The sequence below is a fragment of the Pseudomonas promysalinigenes genome, from assembly GCF_014269025.2.
Taxonomy (GTDB): Bacteria; Pseudomonadota; Gammaproteobacteria; order Pseudomonadales; family Pseudomonadaceae; genus Aquipseudomonas; species Aquipseudomonas promysalinigenes.
Window position 1 is genome coordinate 2,451,580 of the sequence record NZ_CP077094.1, and the last position, 16,565, is coordinate 2,468,144.

Sequence of the window (16,565 nt, forward strand, 5' to 3'; positions counted from 1 at the left end):
AAAATGAAACCGGTTTCATAAGGACAAAAACAATGCACGCGAACCCCGTTTCCATCAGCCTCTCCAGCTACGGCGCCGACCTGGTGCGCCAACGCGGGCAGATGAGCTTTATCGATCTGTTGGCAGCCGCCGGCGTCAGGCGTATCGAACTGCGCGAGGAATTGTTCGACGCCCCGCCGGACCCTGCCTCGTTCAGCGCGGCAATCACCAGAGCTGGGCTGGAAGCCCTCTACTCGTCGCCGCTCGAACTGTGGACGGTGCAGGGCCAGCCAGACCCACGCCTGCCCGCCAAGCTCGCACTGGCAAGGGCGTTTGGCGCGGTGGCGCTGAAGGTGTCACTGGGTCATTACCGTGAGCGCTGCGATCTCGGCGCCTTGCAGGCCTTGTTTGCAGAGGGTGACCCGGTGTTGCTGGTGGAAAACGACCAAACGCTCCAGGGCGGGCGCATCGAGCCGCTGGTGCGTTTCTTCCAACGTGCCCACAGCTGGGAAATACCGCTTGGTATGACCTTCGACATCGGCAACTGGCAGTGGCAGGGGGAGTCCGCGTTGCAGGCCGCCCGGCAACTGGGTAAGTGGGTGCGCTATGTGCATTGCAAGGCCGTGCAGCAAAGCCCTGATGGCCGCTTGCACGCCGTGCCGCCTGCTGAGGCCGACCTGCTGGCCTGGGAGGCGTTGTTCGATGAGTTCAGCCCTGGCCTTGTGCGGGCCGTCGAGTACCCACTGGTCAGCGATGACCTGTTGACCTTGACCCGTAACCAAGTCAACAGCCTGGCAAGGCTTGGGCTGGGTGCCAGCAAGGAGGTGAGCCATGCTTGACCATGACGTGTTGTGCTTTGGCGAAACCATGGCCATGTTCGTGGCCGAGCAGGCGGGCGAGCTCGCCAGCGTCGGTGCGTTCGGCAAGCGCATTGCCGGCGCCGACAGCAACGTCGCCATCGGCCTGGCCCGGCTGGGCTTTCGCGTACGTTGGCTGAGCCGGGTAGGCGATGACTCGCTGGGGCGTTTCGTGCTGGCCAGCCTGCGCGAGGAGGGCTTGGATTGTAGCCGTGTCGAGGTAGACCCCAGCCGCCCGACGGGCTTCCAACTGAAAAGCCGCTGCGACGACGGCAGCGACCCGGTGGTGGAATACTTCCGCGCCGACTCTGCCGCGAGCCGCTTGTCCACTTCGCTGCTCGACCATGAGTTGACAAAGGCCCGTCACCTGCACGCCACCGGTATTCCACCGGCGCTGTCGGCCAGCTGCCGAGCACTGTCCCACGCCCTGGTCGATGCCATGCGCGCTGCGGGGCGCAGCATTTCCTTCGACCCCAACCTGCGGCCATCGCTGTGGCCAGACCGCACCACCATGGTCCGGGAGATCAACGCACTGGCGGCTAAAGCCCATTGGGTGCTGCCCGGGCTGGAAGAAGGGCGTTTGCTCACTGGCCAGCATACCCCGGCCGACATCGCTGCCTTCTACCTCGATCAGGGTGTGGAACACGTGGTGATCAAGTTGGGAGATGCCGGTGCTTACTACCGCAATGCCCGTGACGCAGGGCAGGTCGCCCCAGTGCCGGTTGCCAAAGTGGTGGACACGGTCGGTGCCGGGGATGCTTTCGCCGTGGGTGTGGTCAGCGGGCTGCTCGAGGGCCTGCCGCTGGCCGAGGCGGTCGCGCGCGGCAACTGGTGCGGCAGCCGCGCGGTACAGTCGCGCGGCGACATGGAAGGCCTGCCACACCGTCATCAATTGCAAGCGCACGAACTGCGCAGAAGTGCCTGAACCGCTGATCGCCGGCTTGCCGGCCCTGTTGCGACAAAAACAACAAGCTCAGGAGTATGTTTCATGCAATCGACTCGCCTTGCACCACGCCGGTGGTGGTACATCATCCCGATCGTTTTCGTTACCTACAGCCTGGCCTATCTGGACCGCGCCAACTACGGCTTTGCCGCAGCGTCGGGCATGGCCGACGACCTGAAGATCACCCCTGTGCTGTCCTCGCTGCTAGGGGCACTGTTCTTCCTCGGGTACTTCTTCTTTCAGGTGCCGGGGGCTATCTACGCACAAAAGCGCAGCGTCAAGAAGCTGATTTTCGTCAGCCTCATCCTCTGGGGTAGCCTGGCGACACTGACTGGCATGATCAGCAACGTCTACCTGTTGATTGCCATCCGCTTTTTGCTTGGGGTAGTGGAAGCTGCGGTGATGCCGGCCATGCTGGTGTACCTGTGCCACTGGTTCACCCGGGCCGAACGCTCGCGGGCCAACACCTTCCTGATGCTAGGCAACCCGGTGACCATCCTGTGGATGTCGGTGGTGTCTGGCTACCTGATCAAGCAGTTCGACTGGCGCTGGATGTTCATCATCGAGGGGTTGCCGGCAGTACTGTGGGCCTTCATCTGGTGGCGCCTGGTCGATGACCGGCCTGCCCAGGTGACCTGGCTGAGCGATGCCGAAAAGGCCAGCCTGCAGCAGGCCCTGGCGGCTGAGCAGCAAGGCATCAAACCGGTGAAGAACTACCGCGAGGCGTTCCGTTCGCCACAGGTGATCGTGCTGTCGCTGCAATACTTCTGCTGGAGTATCGGTGTGTATGGCTTTGTGCTGTGGCTGCCGTCGATTCTCAAGCAGGCAGCCAATGTCGATATCGTCCAGGCCGGCTGGCTGGCCTCGGTGCCTTATGTGGCTGCGGTGCTGGGTATGCTGGCTGTTTCCTGGGCCTCGGACAAACTGCAAAAGCGCAAGCGTTTCGTCTGGCCCCCGCTGTTGATCGCTGCCGTGGCGTTCTATGGCTCGTATGCGCTGGGAAGTGAGCACTTCTGGTTGTCCTATGCGCTGTTGGTGGTTGCAGGGGCTTGCATGTATGCGCCTTACGGGCCGTTTTTCGCCATAGTCCCTGAGATATTGCCGAGCAACGTAGCCGGTGGTGCCATGGCGCTGATCAATAGCATGGGCGCATTGGGTTCGTTCGGGGGTTCCTGGCTGGTGGGCTACCTCAATGGCGCCACTGGCGGCCCGGGCGCCTCCTACCTGTTCATGTCAGGGGCGTTGCTCACGGCTGTCGCCCTGACCGTCTTGCTGAAAACCTCACCCAACTCAGGCCGGGCCAAACGCGGTGGCCCGCGCCTGGCCGTGAGCCAATAGGGAACCGTCATGAAAAAACGTATCGTTCTATACAAACGCCTGTCCGATGCCTTGCTGGCCAAGCTTGAAGAGCAGGTGCAGGTGACTTGGGTGGATGCCCATGCACCGGACGGCATGGCCCGGTTGCGCGATGCCTTGCCAGGCGCGCACGGGCTGTTGGGCGCCAGTGTGCGGCTGGGCAGCGACCTGCTGGACCTTGCGCCCCAGCTGGAGGTGATAGCCAGTGTGTCAGTTGGCGTGGATAACTACGACATCGCCGACCTGACCCGGCGTGGAGTGAAACTGACCAACACGCCGGACGTGCTGACCGAAACCACCGCCGATACCGGTTTTGCGCTGATCCTGGCCACTGCGCGACGTGTTGTGGAACTCGCGGGCTGGGTGCGGGAGGGGCGTTGGCAGGCGAGCCTTGGGCCGGCGCACTTCGGCACCGATGTGCATGGCAAGACCTTGGGCATCGTCGGCATGGGCCGAATTGGTGAGGCGCTGGCGCGGCGCGGCGCGGCGGGGTTCGGCATGCGCGTGCTGTACCACAGTTCGCGGCCCAAGCCCGAGGTGGATGCGCGCTATGGGGCGCGCTACTGCAGCCTGGAGACGCTGCTGGCCGAGGCCGATTACCTGTGCCTGACGGTGCCGCTCAGTGCCAGCACCGCAGGGCTGATCGGCGCGCAGCAGCTGGCGCTGATGAAGCCCGAGGCAATCCTGGTGAACATCGCTCGCGGCCGGGTGGTGGATGAAGCGGCCTTGATCGATGCTTTGCAGAACAAGCGGATTCGCGGTGCTGGGCTGGATGTGTACGTTCAGGAGCCGTTGCCTGCCGATTCGCCACTGTTGCAACTCGATAATGTGGTGGCCACGCCGCACATCGGCTCAGCAACCCATGAAACCCGGGAGGCCATGGCGCGATGTGCGGTGGACAACCTGCTGAGTGCCCTGGCGGGCGAGCGTCCGCCTAACTGGGTCAACGGCAACTGATCAGGGCGTTATTTGAAGTCCCACTGCATCTGCGTGGCAATGCTGACCCCTCGGGAGGATTTCACGCAGACATCCAGGTAGTCGGTGAAGCGTGGAGGCATGGCAATGCCTTCTTCCAGCAGGCGGCTGTTGTCGAACAGGTAGTTCAGATCGGCAAAGCCGCTGTACAGGCGCAAGGCGCGCAGTACCAGGCGCGGGTTGGCCGGGCCGATGCGCGCTTCGAAGTCCTGGGCGAGGGTTTTCAGATCATCGACATCGACCTTGCGGTAGCGCTCGCCCACCGGTTGCGCGCCATTGGCGAAGGCGAACGCGCGGTCGATCTCGCCAAAGGTGCAGGCCGCCTGATGGCCTGCGGATATGTGGTACAGGTTGTGCTCCAGGCGCGGCTTGAGGGTGAGACCAATCAACGCTTCGGCGCAATAGTCGACCGGGATCACATCGATCTGCTCGTCCAGCTCGCAGGTGAAGCTTTCCAACGCGAACCCCATGCGGAATACCCAGAAGATGCTGGCCGAAGCCTGGCAGCCGAGGGTGCGGTGGCCAACCACGATCGATGGGCGCGCCACCACCAGCGGCAGTTGCGGCAGCTGCACGCGCATGCGCCGTTCGATCTCAGCCTTGGAGGCGGTGTAATCGACCAGTTGCTGCTCGGCTGCGGGAAATTCCCAGGATTCGCTGATCGGCGATTGGCGCGCAGGACCGCAGCTCATGGCTGTGCCCACGTGCAGAAAACGCTTGAGGCGCGATGAGCGGCTCATCACCTCGGCGAAGGCGTAGGTGCCTTCGACATTCACCGGCCAGATGTTCGGGTTCTTTGAGAACGACGCCACGGCTGCGCAGTTGATCACCCGGTCGATCTGCATCAGCCGTGGTGTCGCCTCGGCCAGCCAGGCGGTGTCGAGGAAATCGCCACAGATTATCTGCTCGTCGCGCAGTGCCAGGCAGTTGCGCTCTGTCACGCCATGCTGTCGCAGGTTGGCCCGCAGGCGTTCGAGCCCTTGCCCAGGGTTGTCGGCGCGGACCAGGAAACACAAGTTTGCGCTGCGCCCATTGGCGATCAATTGGGCAGTGACGGAGCCACCGAGAAAGCCGGTGGCGCCAGTCAGCAACAGTTGCTCGTGTTGTTCGAAGTCGATAATAGCGGCAGGCGCGTTCATAAACTTCCTCTGAAAAAGTTTATTGGCGGATATTGAGGGTCAAGCTCGTGCAAAGGGCCCGCAGGGGCTGGCGTTCAGCTCGGAGCGTGGGCGATTGTCAGGGCGTTGGGTGGGGCATTGCAATTAACGAAGTGCACGCTTTGAATGAAACAAAAGTTATGCAAAGTAGCACCGCTAAACAACTAAAAGGGGGCAGTTAAGTTTGCCAGCTTATAGGTTCTAATTCAGTGATGAAGTTGTGAAAAAAATGCTGACCGGGTTCGACTCGACTTTTTTGTGGCAATGACGGACCACGAAAATGAGCCGTTGATCGGGAAAAAGCGCTTTCTCCCAGGCGAAGTGCCACTTTTTCGACATCATTACACTCACACACCTACGAGCTATCACTTTAGAAGGATGGGGGTGCCAAAAAAATGCCGCTGATGTTCACGCCAGAACAGCAACTCAGGACCTGCGCCCTGCTCGTGATGTGCCCGCGCGTGGGCGAATTGTTCGCGCTGATGAACCAAGCGCTGGTGCAGCCAATGCCGCACTGCTCGGGCTGGGAACTGTCGGAGACGCTATTGGCGCGAATCGAGGACATGGTAGACAACAAACCCCAGGCCATGGCCTTTTTTGCCTATCAACTGCAGGCCTGGAGCAAGGAGGGCTACTTGCCAGCGCAGGACATCACCGCGCTGTACATGATGGGTAAGGCCTTGCATGACCCTACCGGGGAGAAGCTTGAGCTGGCACCGTCGACCCGAAGCGCACTGGAGCGCTTGATCAGCATGGCCCAGCGCTAGCTCAAGCCCCGCCGCGGTCAGGCAGGGGCCGGGTGGTGTTCAATGCCCGCCTTTCATGCGCCGCGCTACACAGTAGATCAGCAGCCCGGCCACCGCGGTAGCGGCTCCGATGTAGCCTGTGCTGGTCCAGCCTAGGCCAGCACTGATGGCCATACCACCAAACCAAGGGCCCAGGGCATTGGCCAGGTTGAAGGCGGCATGGTTGGAGGCGGCAGCCAGGCTTGGCGCTTCATGGGCAATATCCATCAGGCGGATCTGCAGCGGTGCGGCCAGGGCGATCATGGTGCCCACCAGGCCGATGCCCAGTAGCACCGACCACAAGGCTTGGGCTGCGAAGCTGAACACCAGCAGCACAGCAGCCGACCACACCAGCACAATGCCTACGGCGCGGAATTGCAGGCGGTCGAACAGCTTGCCGCCGGCAATGTTGCCGATGATGCCCCCTGCACCGAACGCTGCCAGGCCGAAGGGTATCCACTCTGGCCCCACTTGGGTGACCTGAAGCATGGTCGGTGCCAGATAGCTGAACACACAGAACATGCCGGCAAAGCCGATCGCTGCGATGCCCAGTGCCATCCAAACCTGGGGCAGGGTGAACGCTTTGAGCTCTTTGCGCGGGTCGCTGCGCGGCTCATCGTGAGGTTGCGGCACATAGCGCCAAACCAAGCCGATGGTGCACAAGGCGATGGCGCCAACCAGCACGAACGCCGAGCGCCATCCGAAAAACTGGCCGAGGAAGGTCGCGACCGGGTTGCCCAGCAGCATTGCCAAGGTCAGGCCCATCATCACCCGGGCGACTGCCCCAGCGCGTTGGTCGCTCGCCACCATGCTTGCCGCGACCACCGCAGCGATGCCGAAATAAGCGCCATGGGGCAGGCCGCTGATGAAGCGAAAGGCAACCATGCTTGTGAACGATGGAGCAAAGGCCGTGGCCAGGTTGCCGATGGCATACAGCGCCATCAGCAACAACAGCATGTGCTTGCGCAGCAGCTTGGCGCCGAGAATCGCCAAGGTCGGGGCGCCGACCACCACACCCAAGGCATAAGCACTGATGGCATGGCCGACTTGTGGCTCGGTCAGATGCAGGTTGCTGGCGATGTCAGGCATCAGCCCCATAATGGCAAATTCGCCCGTGCCGATGGCGAAGCTGCCCAGCGCCATCGCAGCCTCCATCTTGGCGACGGCGCCCTTGGAAGCGGCCAGCGGCGGTAGTTCCTGAACAGACATTGCGGTCCCTTAATGAAACATACTGAAACGTTTAATCAGGGATTGTAACATTCAAGGAAATTCAGGTCGCTGGCGATGGCGCGAGCGGTTATTCCGCCATCTGCAAGTCTGGCAGCTTGACCGTGAAAGCCTTGGTCAGGCCCAGCAGGCAAAGCAAGCCCACACCCATCCAGCACAGCCCGATGGTGAAGGACATGCTCGACAAGCTGGTCCACAACCAGATCGTGCTGAGAAACCCAAGTGCCGGGATGGCGCCGTACCACAGGTAATTACGCATGCCGCGCAATTTCTGGTCGATCAGGTAGTGCTTGAGCACAGCAAGGTTCACTGCCGAAAACGCGAACAGGGCGCCAAAACTGATCATGTTGGCCACAGTATCCAGGGTGATGAACAGCGCTATCAGCGAGAGCACACTGACCAGCATGATCGCCGTTGCCGGCACGCGCTTTTTGCTGACCAATCGGCCAAACACCCGTGGCAGCGCGCCATCGCGGCCCATGGCGAACAACACTCGGGACACGCTGGCCTGTGACACCATGGCCGATGCGAAACAGCCCGCCACGTAGGTTGCGGTGAACGCGGTAACCAGCATTTCCCCACCCACACGGCGCATCACGTCCACCGAGGCCGAGTCCGGGTCGGCGAAGCTTGCCCAGTCGGGGAACACCATCTGGGCGAAGTACGACACCACGAGAAACAGCAAACCGCCAATCAGCGACACAGCCATGATCGCCTGGGGGATACGCCTTGTCGGGTCAGTGGTTTCCTCGGCCATGGTCGACACGGCATCGAAGCCCAGGAACGACAGGCACAGCACCGCCGCCCCGGTCATGATCAACGGCACGCTGAAACCGTCGTGGTGAAACGGCGCCAGCAGTGAAACTGGCGCCGCCTGGTCGTCGAGCTGACGGATCGACAGCGCGACGAACACCACGATGAACACCAATTGCGCCACGACCAGGATCCAGTTGACCCGAGTGATGGACTCGATGCCGATCAGGTTGAGAAAGGTCACCAGCGCTATGGAACCTGCCACCCAAACCCAGGCATGAATTGCAGGGAAATACTCAGACATGTAAATGCCGATCAACAGGTAACTGAGCAAGGGTAGGAAGATGTAGTCCAGCAGCAAAGTCCAGCCAGCGATGAAGCCGAAGTGGCTACCGAATGCCTTGCGGGTGTAGGTGTAAACAGACCCGGAGTAAGGGTGCGCCTGGACCATGCGGCCATAGCTGTAGGCGGTCAAGAGCATGGCGGCGAGGGTCAGAACGTAGGCGATGGGCAGGTGCCCTTTGGTCATCTGGGTGACCAACCCATAGGTCGTGAAGACCGCAAGGGGGACCATGTAGGCCAGACCGAACAGCACCAGCGCGGTCATGCCCATGGATTTTCTGAAGCGGCTTGCAACTGGGTTGGAGCAAGGGTGCTGGTGCTGGGCTGTAGTTGTTGTTGTATGCATGGCTGACTCCTGAAAGGGATGCAGGAAGCTGCAGTAAGCGAGCGCGCTCGCTACGGCGGAACACGTTGGCTCAGAGGGGGTGCATGGGGTGGGTCGGCTGGAATGCTCCCACACTCGCCAAGGCCTCGAAATCACCCTTTCGGGGGAGCAGCCTGCGCCCCCGGCGCGCTACGTGGCGCCTGGGGTTGATGAGTATTTTCCTGGGCAAGTGGCAGCAAAAAGCTGGTTTCGCCAGACCTGCGGCCAGGCCAAGAATGTTCGCCAGACCCATAACAATCAGACCGCAGGGACGGTCGTCAGGAGTGTGTATGTTCGATCTGGGATACTGGCAACAGCGCGCTGCGGGCCTGAGCCTGCGGGACAAGGCTCTGATCGATGGGCGCCAGGTCGGTGCGGCCAGCGGTGCCACCTTCGATGCGATCAACCCTGCCACTGAGCAGGTACTGGCTCGTGTGGCTGGGTGTGAACAGGCCGAAGTCGACATGGCCGTCAAAGCGGCGCGCAAGGCGTTCGAGCAGGGGCCGTGGCCACGCATGGCGCCCGCCGAGCGCAAGAAAGTGCTGCTGCGCCTGGCCGAGCTGATCATGGCTCATCGTGAAGAGCTGGCGCTGTTGGACTCGCTGAACATGGGCAAGCCGGTCATGGATGCCTACAACATCGATGTGCCGGGCTCGGCCCACGTCTTTGCCTGGTATGGCGAGGCGCTCGACAAACTCTACGATCAGGTTGCGCCCACCGCTGCCAATGCCTTGGCCACCATTACCCGTGAAGCCTTGGGTGTGGTCGCTGCCGTAGTACCGTGGAACTTCCCGCTCGATATGGCCGCGTGGAAGCTGGCCCCAGCGTTGGCTGCAGGCAATAGCGTCGTACTCAAGCCGGCAGAGCAGTCGCCGTTTTCTGCGTTGCGCCTGGGCGAGCTGGCACTTGAGGCAGGCTTGCCGGAGGGTGTGCTCAACGTGGTCCCGGGGCTTGGCGAAACGGCAGGCCGCGCGCTGGGGTTGCACGCTGACGTGGATTGCCTGGTATTCACCGGCTCCACTCAGGTGGGCAAATACTTCATGCAGTACTCGGCGCAGTCCAACCTCAAGCAAGTGTGGCTGGAATGCGGCGGCAAGAGCCCGAATCTGGTATTCGCCGACTGCCAAGATCTGGACCTGGCCGCCGAAAAGGCAGCTTTTGGTATTTTCTTCAACCAAGGCGAAGTGTGCTCGGCCAATTCGCGGTTGTATGTACAGCGGGCGATCCATGACGAGTTCATCGAGTTGCTCCAGGCCAAGGCCCGCCAGTGGCAACCAGGCAATCCGCTGGATCCGGCCAGCCGCGCAGGCGCTATTGTCGATGCCGAGCAGGCCAGCCGTATCGCCCGCGCCATCGGCTTGGCCAGCGAGCAGGGGGCGCGCCTGGTGTGTGGTGGGCAGCGCCTGACCATCGGCGCTTCCAACAACTTCATCGAGCCGACCATCTTCGCCGATGTGGACCAACGCATGAGTTTGGCCAGGGAAGAGGTCTTCGGCCCTGTGCTTGCGGTGAGCACGTTTGATAGCGAAGAGCAGGCCATTGGCCTTGCCAATGACAGCATCTACGGCCTGGCGGCCTCGGTATGGAGCGATGACCTGAACCGCGCGCACCGGGTTGCGCGGGCGCTGAAGGCTGGCACGGTATCGGTCAACACAGTGGATGCCCTGGATGTGACGGTGCCCTTCGGCGGTGGCAAACAGTCCGGGTTCGGCCGCGACCTTTCGTTGCACTCGTTCGACAAGTATTCGCAGTTGAAGACTACCTGGTACCAACTGCGTGGCTGAGCCTTTTAGCGCCTGTGAGATCGAGCGCCGCCCGCGCGGCGCATCGCGAGCTGCGCTCGCTCCTACGTTTGTTTCGGGCCAGTAACGCCTGTGGCAGACGCGCGCGACCGCCTGGTTCATACGACGCAATACCGCGTCGTGCACCAAGGCGTACGCGCGCAAATCACACAGGATCAATTGGCCCGAAACAAACGTAGGAGCGAGCGCAGCTCGCGATGCGCCGCGCGGGCGGCGCTCGATCTACGCCCCACCCAAGAGTTCAAGCCGAGCCCCTAGGCTTGAGTGAACAGCATTACCATATACCGGCGGGGACGCATGCTGCATCATGTGGCCCGCCCCTCATTCAACCAGGAGACCGCAATGATTCAGCTCGGCGAACACCTGCCCGATTCCACGCTGTACGCATACAGCAATGGTGATGGCGCCTGCCCGATCGGCCCAGATGCCTTTTCGGTACGCGAACGCTGCAAGAACAAAAGTGTGGTGATTTTTGGTTTACCCGGCGCCTTCACCCCCACGTGCTCCGAGCGACATGTGCCAGGTTACGTAGCGCAGGCACAGGCACTGTTCGCAGCTGGCGTCGACGAGATTCTGTGTGTGTCGGTCAACGATGCATTCGTCATGAATGCCTGGGGCAACAGCCTGCAGGTGGGCGATGCGGTGCAGATGATCGGCGACGGCAACGGCGAATTCAGCGCTGCGCTAGGGCTGAGCCAGGATCTCTCGGCGCGGGGGATGGGGCGCCGTTCACTGCGCTATGCGCTGTGGGTGGTCGACGGTGTGGTCAAACATATTGCAGTGGAGGCGCCTGGCAAGTTCGAGGTCAGCGACGCGGCCAGTACACTGGCTGCGATACGCTGACGGTCTGGGGCGCTTGCCTGCTGCCGGTCATGGAGCAAGCAGTTCTTGCAGGCTGGCCAGAATGGTATTGGCATCGTAGGGCTTGCGGATCACTTTCACGTGTTGCAGGTGCTGGGCAATGCTGGCGCCGTCGCCATAGCCGGTGGCGAACACGAACGGCACACCTCTTCGCGCCAGTTCATCTGCAACATTGACCGAAGTCCCCGTGCCCAGATTGATGTCCAGTATCGCTACATCGGGTGTTCGGCTGGCCAGCACCTTCATGGCTTCGCTCTCCGAGCCTGCGGTGATGACATCGGTGACCTGGGCGTCGTTGAGTATCTGCTCCAAGCCCACGGCAATCACCAACTGGTCCTCCAGAATGAGGACACAGGCATCGTTGTACGCGGCCAGCACGTTGCTCTCTTGCGCTAACTGCGTGACAGGGCAGGGGCTCTCGGGGTCTGTGCTCAATGAAAGGTGCCGGGACGGGATCTTGAAAAAGCCCTGCAGTCCTTCAGGCAGGTATTCGACTCTGCTGGTGCCACCCAGGTCGAATGGGATGCTGCGGTCGATCAGCACTGTGCCAAAGCCTGTGCGCCTGGGCGCAAGAACCGTTGGCCCATGGTACTCACGCCAGGTGATGTCGCAGGCCTGCCCGGCGTCGAGTTCCCACGTGACACTGAGCTTGCCACCGGCTCTGGACAGTGCCCCGTACTTGGCCGCATTGGTGGCGAGCTCGTGCAGCACCAAGGCCATGACCGAATACGCCCGCGCGTCGAGAATCACGTTGGGCCCAATAAGCTCAATCGCGCCGGCTGACGTACGGTAAGGCGACAGTTCAGCGTCGAGCAAGGTTGCCAGGCGCCCACCACCATCACCGCGCACGACCTGGTCGTGGGCCAGGGAAAGCGCGTGGATGCGGCCTTTGAGGTTTGCCACATAGTCCTTGATGCTCTGCTGCTCGGACACGGGGTGAGCGACCAGCGCACCGATCAGTGACAGAATGTTCTTGACCCTATGGTTGAGCTCTTCATTGAGCATGCGCTGGCGGATATCAGCCTTCGAGCGCTCATTGGCGAGCAGTTCAGTGTTGTGCAGCACCACTTCGACGATCGCTTTGCGAATTGCCTCGCCAAATTGCCGATCCTGTTCGCTCCAGGGCACCGACTGCTGATGCACGGTTTCTTTCCAGATCGCGAAGCTCTTGCGTGGCGTCAAGCGGTCGCCGAGTGCACCTGTCTCGTATGTTTTGTTCGGGTCGCCGGCCCAATCCAAGGTTTCCACGACCTCCTTGCGAAACAGCATGAGGTAGTCCCTTGGCGTTTGCGACATCGGGATGATCAGCACACCGGAGGCTTGCGTGGCGTATTGTTGGGCTGCAGGGTGCGTCATCGAAAGCCGGTTGGATGCCCAGGTCTTGCCCGCGGCAATGCTCTGTGCAAGGGCCAGCAGGTCGGCGATGGCAGCGTGGGGCGGCGTCAGCCCGTTCGACACCCAGCGCCCTTGGATCGACATGCCGATGCCGTCGCAGGGTATCAGCGACTGGAATTCACCGAGCCGCGACTGGAAGAAGGTCTCGATGTTCGCAGTACGGTTGGCATCGCTGAGCAACGCATCCAGCGCCTTGTGGACGTTGACCGCCGCGCTCAGGTGTTCACGGGTACGCAGCGTCTGTATGTGCAGCGAGAAGAACTCACCGAACATTTCGGCCGCTACCCGTTGCCCCATGCTCAGCGAACGGGGTGAGTAATGGTGGCAGGCGATCAGCCCCCATAGTGCGCCATCGACGATCACCGAAATCGACATGGATGCGCCGACGCCCATGTTGGTCAGGTATTCACAGTGCACCGGTGACACGCTCCGCAAGTGAGCGTAGGAAAGGTCTAAGGGTTCGCCGGATGGATCCAACACCGGGTCGATCGCAACGCGCTGGTAAGCGACGTCGGAAATGACCCGGATCGGGTTGCGCAGGTAAAGGGCGCGGGCCTGTTGGGGAATATCGGACCCGGGGAAGTACTGGCCGAGGAAGCTTTCCAGGTCGCCGCGCTTGGCTTCGGCCACAACCTTGCCGGCACCGTCACTTCCCAGCTGGTAAATCATCACCCGGTCATAACCGAGCACCGCACGCACGAACCGGGCGGCATCTCGGAACAGTTTCAGTGGCTGGTCAACCTCACGCAATTGAGCAATGAGCGTACGTGCCATTTCGATGGGCTCGGCGATGCCGGCGCCAGCGGGCTCGAACTCGATGATTGCGCTGCCCTTGAATAAATGGGTCGAGACATCGAACGTGCGGCCCGACGGCAGCACCACGCTGAAGGTCTGCGAGGGGCGTGCGCCCTCACGGGTGCGGGCGAGCGAATTACGCAGGGTGTGTGCCACCTCGTGGCCGAGCAGGGCGCTCAGTTGCTGACCATTGATTGCACAGGTCAAGCCGAGCATTGTCGGCAGATTTACCGAATGGCGCAGTACCACGGTCGCTGAGGCATCGCAGGCCAGCAAACAGCCGTGGGGCTGAATGCTGCCAGGGATTTGGATTGGCTCTCGATCACAGTTGGTCAGATTGATCTGGGGGTCGAAGGGCATCGGTCCTGTGCCGTTAGGTGAGGTGAGTATTTCCCCTACAGTACAGCATCGCTTCGCTCAAACGCCGCGTAAAAATTCAAAAAAAGCTGGAAAACACTGAAGGAGTACAAATGTGCTCTTGGCCTTGCGGCTGCTCAAATGCAATACCTTGAGTGTTTCGATGCATCATACTCACCCTCTCTTCAGCAACTAACCAAACCTTGCCAAACATGCCCCGTCCTTTATTCATTGCGCTGGATGGCCCCAAGGGCACCGGCAAAACTACGTTGCTGGAGGCGGTCACCCAGGCATTGAGGGCCGCCAACCACAAGGTGGTCAGGCTGTGCGAAAAGAAAAGCGACCCCTTCAGGGGGCCGACCATGACGTTGGTGAATCAGTTGGCCAGAAACCCCAGCCAGGCCCTGGAGTTGCAGGTATGCGAGCGCCTGGCCGAGAGTCGCGCGTGGATTACCAGGAATGTGCTGCCCAAGCAGCCTGGCGACAGCATCATTCTCATCGACCGTTGGTACCCCTCCGATGCCGCTTTTCGCCGGTCGGTACCCTTTTCGCAAATACTGCGAATGAACCGCGAACGCAATGTGCAAGTGCCGGACTTGCACGTTGGCGTGGTCACTTCGCCCGATACCTCGTGGGCGAGGGCTGCGGCACGCAACCGCGGGTTGGGCAGTACAGTGATGTACAGGCTGCAAGAGCAGGTCGCCTGTACCGAAGCCTTCGAGCGGGCGGTTGCGGATCAGGGCTGGATGCTATGCCGCAACGAGGGCACCATCGCCGAGGCCACGCGCCAAGTGGTCACAGCGATCGAGCATGTCATCGAGGCATCCCTCGGTCGTTATCCCTGATCAAAATCCCTCAAGAACGATTTTACCTTTGGCCTTGCCGCTCTCGATGAGCGCATGAGCCCGCTTGAGATTAGCGGCGTTGATGGTACCGAAGTGTTCGCCCATGGTGGTCTTGAGTACCCCTTCATCGACCAGTTGCGAAACGCGCTGCAGCAGATGGTGCTGGTTGACCATGTCTTGGGTCTGGTAGAGCGAGCGCGTGAACATCAGCTCCCAGTGCAAGGACAGCGATTTGCGCTTGAGCGGCACCACATCGAGCTGTGCGGGGTCGTCGATCAATGCGAGCTTGCCCTGAGGCCGGAGCACCTCGACCAATTGAGCCAGGTAGGTGTCGGTGTGCGTCAGGCTGATCACATAATCAACTGGATCGAGTTCCAGCGCTGCTAACTGCGGTTGCAGCGCTTGCGAATGATCGACCACGTGATGCGCGCCCAGCGCCTTGACCCATTGTTGCGTCTGCGGCCGGGAGGCGCTGGCGATGACTGTCAGTTGCGTAAGCTTGCTGGCAAGTTGAATCAAGATCGAGCCAACACCCCCACCAGCACCAATGACCAGAAGACGTTTGCCCTGGCCGCCGTCAGCTTCAATGCCTAAACGGTCGAACAACAGTTCCCAGGCTGTGATGGAGGTCAGGGGCAGGGCGGCGGCGCTAGCGTTATCCAGGGTACGGGGCTTACGGCCCACAATGCGTTCGTCTACCAGGTGATACTCACTGTACGTGCCAGGCCGGTCGATGGCACCGGCATAGAACACTTCATCGCCCGGCTGAAACAATGTCACTTCGGCGCCTATTTCGCGTACCACCCCAACCGCGTCCCAGCCAAGCACTTGGGGTTGGTCTGCGCCCCGGCTTGCACGGATTTTGGTATCTACCGGGTTGACGGCAATCGCCTTGATTTCCACCAGCAGATCGTGGGCTCCAGGCTTGGGTACGGATAACTCGGCGTCGTACAGCGACTGTGGGTCTTCAATGGGTAAACCGGGCTGGGTGTAGACGATGGCCTTCATGGGCTGGACCTCTTGGTGGATAGCGAACAAGGCTATTCGTTTGAATTGGCTGAAAAAACCGCTCGAACGCAGTAATACTTTCACTCCTGTAGTGAAAATTCGGCTGTCATCCTCACGGTTTCAGACTGATGAGACAAAGCCCGCCTGTGCTGAGCTTCATCATCACTTCACCTTTGACCTTTGTCGGTTTATTCGACCCCCAGTTGCGAAGGGCTCCTGTCGGATCGGGGGTGAGATCAGCTATTGCGATTTTTTCTGCTTCAGCTAACTTGTACAGATTTCTGTACAAGAATGAGTGTTTGTACATGTTTTATAAGTGGCCCTTGACACTGTATTACGATGGCGCCTGCCCTTTGTGCGCAAGGGAGATTGCCTTTCTACGCAAACGGTCCACTGAGGCGAGGCTGTGCTTGGTGGACATCCGCAGCCCCGATTTCGACCCAACGCCTCTGGGTTTGACGGTGGCGCAATTAACCTCGTGCTTGCATGCAAGGTTCGCCAGCGGGCAGTGGGTCACGGGCCTGGATGCCACGCTCTGGGCATGGCGCGCAGCAAACGCAGCCGTATGGGTCGCGCCATTGGCATGGCGACCATTACGTCCCTTGCTCGAAGTTTGTTACCGGTTGTTCTGCCGTTTGCGTCCGAGCTTGCACTGGCTACCGCACCCCGACGGTGCAAGCCGATGCAGCAGCGGAGCTTCCAAGTGTGACACTCGTTAGCAGTGCACGATTTTTCAGTACCCTGTATCGGTTTTGCCGCAACTA

General features: G+C 60.9%; 14 protein-coding genes. 9 read left to right on the forward strand and 5 right to left on the reverse strand.

Features of this window, described 5'->3' with window-relative positions:
* Nucleotides 1-32 precede the first annotated feature (32 nt).
* The 4 genes from HU725_RS11065 (at nt 33) to HU725_RS11080 (ending at nt 4,092) form a co-directional block, all read left to right on the forward strand.
* A complete protein-coding gene (locus HU725_RS11065) occupies nt 33-818 on the forward strand; it encodes a sugar phosphate isomerase/epimerase family protein (protein ID WP_186477237.1) in 786 nt (261 codons plus the stop codon).
* Entirely contained in the window at nt 811-1,761 is a 951-nt protein-coding gene (locus HU725_RS11070) for a sugar kinase (protein WP_186477238.1), read from the forward strand. The genes HU725_RS11065 and HU725_RS11070 overlap by 8 nt, the downstream gene beginning before the upstream one ends.
* A 63-nt stretch (nt 1,762-1,824) precedes the next feature.
* Entirely contained in the window at nt 1,825-3,117 is a 1,293-nt protein-coding gene (locus HU725_RS11075) for an MFS transporter (RefSeq protein ID WP_186477239.1), read from the forward strand.
* A 9-nt stretch (nt 3,118-3,126) separates the two neighbouring features.
* Complete coding sequence (locus HU725_RS11080) at nt 3,127-4,092, forward strand: 2-hydroxyacid dehydrogenase (RefSeq protein ID WP_186477240.1); 966 nt, start codon at nt 3,127-3,129, stop codon at nt 4,090-4,092.
* Nucleotides 4,093-4,100: 8 nt separating this feature from the next.
* Here HU725_RS11080 and cprA read toward each other — a convergent pair whose 3' ends face one another.
* Complete coding sequence (gene cprA / locus HU725_RS11085; protein WP_186477241.1) at nt 4,101-5,249, reverse strand: cationic peptide resistance protein CprA; 1,149 nt, start codon at nt 5,247-5,249, stop codon at nt 4,101-4,103.
* Between the two features lie 413 nt (nt 5,250-5,662).
* Here cprA and HU725_RS11090 point away from each other — a divergent pair, with 413 nt between their 5' ends.
* Nucleotides 5,663-6,034, forward strand: coding sequence for a hypothetical protein (locus HU725_RS11090; RefSeq protein WP_060479526.1), 372 nt, complete (start codon nt 5,663-5,665; stop codon nt 6,032-6,034).
* 39 nt (nt 6,035-6,073) lie between these two features.
* Here HU725_RS11090 and HU725_RS11095 read toward each other — a convergent pair whose 3' ends face one another.
* Nucleotides 6,074-7,261: an MFS transporter gene (locus HU725_RS11095; RefSeq protein WP_060479527.1), complete on the reverse strand. Its 1,188-nt coding sequence runs from the start codon at nt 7,259-7,261 to the stop codon at nt 6,074-6,076.
* 88 nt (nt 7,262-7,349) lie between these two features.
* Nucleotides 7,350-8,720 (reverse strand): APC family permease, encoded by a 1,371-nt coding sequence (locus HU725_RS11100; protein ID WP_186477242.1) that lies wholly within the window; start codon nt 8,718-8,720, stop codon nt 7,350-7,352.
* 308 nt (nt 8,721-9,028) lie between these two features.
* Here HU725_RS11100 and HU725_RS11105 point away from each other — a divergent pair, with 308 nt between their 5' ends.
* Together HU725_RS11105 and HU725_RS11110 are read left to right on the forward strand one after the other, a co-directional pair.
* Nucleotides 9,029-10,522, forward strand: coding sequence for an aldehyde dehydrogenase (locus HU725_RS11105; protein WP_186477243.1), 1,494 nt, complete (start codon nt 9,029-9,031; stop codon nt 10,520-10,522).
* Between the two features lie 360 nt (nt 10,523-10,882).
* Complete coding sequence (locus HU725_RS11110) at nt 10,883-11,383, forward strand: peroxiredoxin (RefSeq protein ID WP_186477244.1); 501 nt, start codon at nt 10,883-10,885, stop codon at nt 11,381-11,383.
* A gap of 27 nt (nt 11,384-11,410) precedes the next feature.
* Here the strand turns inward: HU725_RS11110 and HU725_RS11115 are convergent, their stop codons facing one another.
* Entirely contained in the window at nt 11,411-13,951 is a 2,541-nt protein-coding gene (locus tag HU725_RS11115; RefSeq protein ID WP_186477245.1) for an HWE histidine kinase domain-containing protein, read from the reverse strand.
* Nucleotides 13,952-14,160: 209 nt separating this feature from the next.
* Between HU725_RS11115 and HU725_RS11120 the strand changes: the two genes are divergently transcribed.
* Complete coding sequence (locus HU725_RS11120) at nt 14,161-14,793, forward strand: dTMP kinase (protein WP_186477246.1); 633 nt, start codon at nt 14,161-14,163, stop codon at nt 14,791-14,793.
* Here HU725_RS11120 and HU725_RS11125 read toward each other — a convergent pair whose 3' ends face one another.
* Nucleotides 14,794-15,801, reverse strand: coding sequence for a zinc-binding alcohol dehydrogenase family protein (locus tag HU725_RS11125; RefSeq protein ID WP_186477247.1), 1,008 nt, complete (start codon nt 15,799-15,801; stop codon nt 14,794-14,796).
* Nucleotides 15,802-16,106: 305 nt separating this feature from the next.
* Here HU725_RS11125 and HU725_RS11130 point away from each other — a divergent pair, with 305 nt between their 5' ends.
* A complete protein-coding gene (locus HU725_RS11130; RefSeq protein WP_186477382.1) occupies nt 16,107-16,520 on the forward strand; it encodes a thiol-disulfide oxidoreductase DCC family protein in 414 nt (137 codons plus the stop codon).
* The last annotated feature ends 45 nt before the right edge of the window (nt 16,521-16,565 follow it).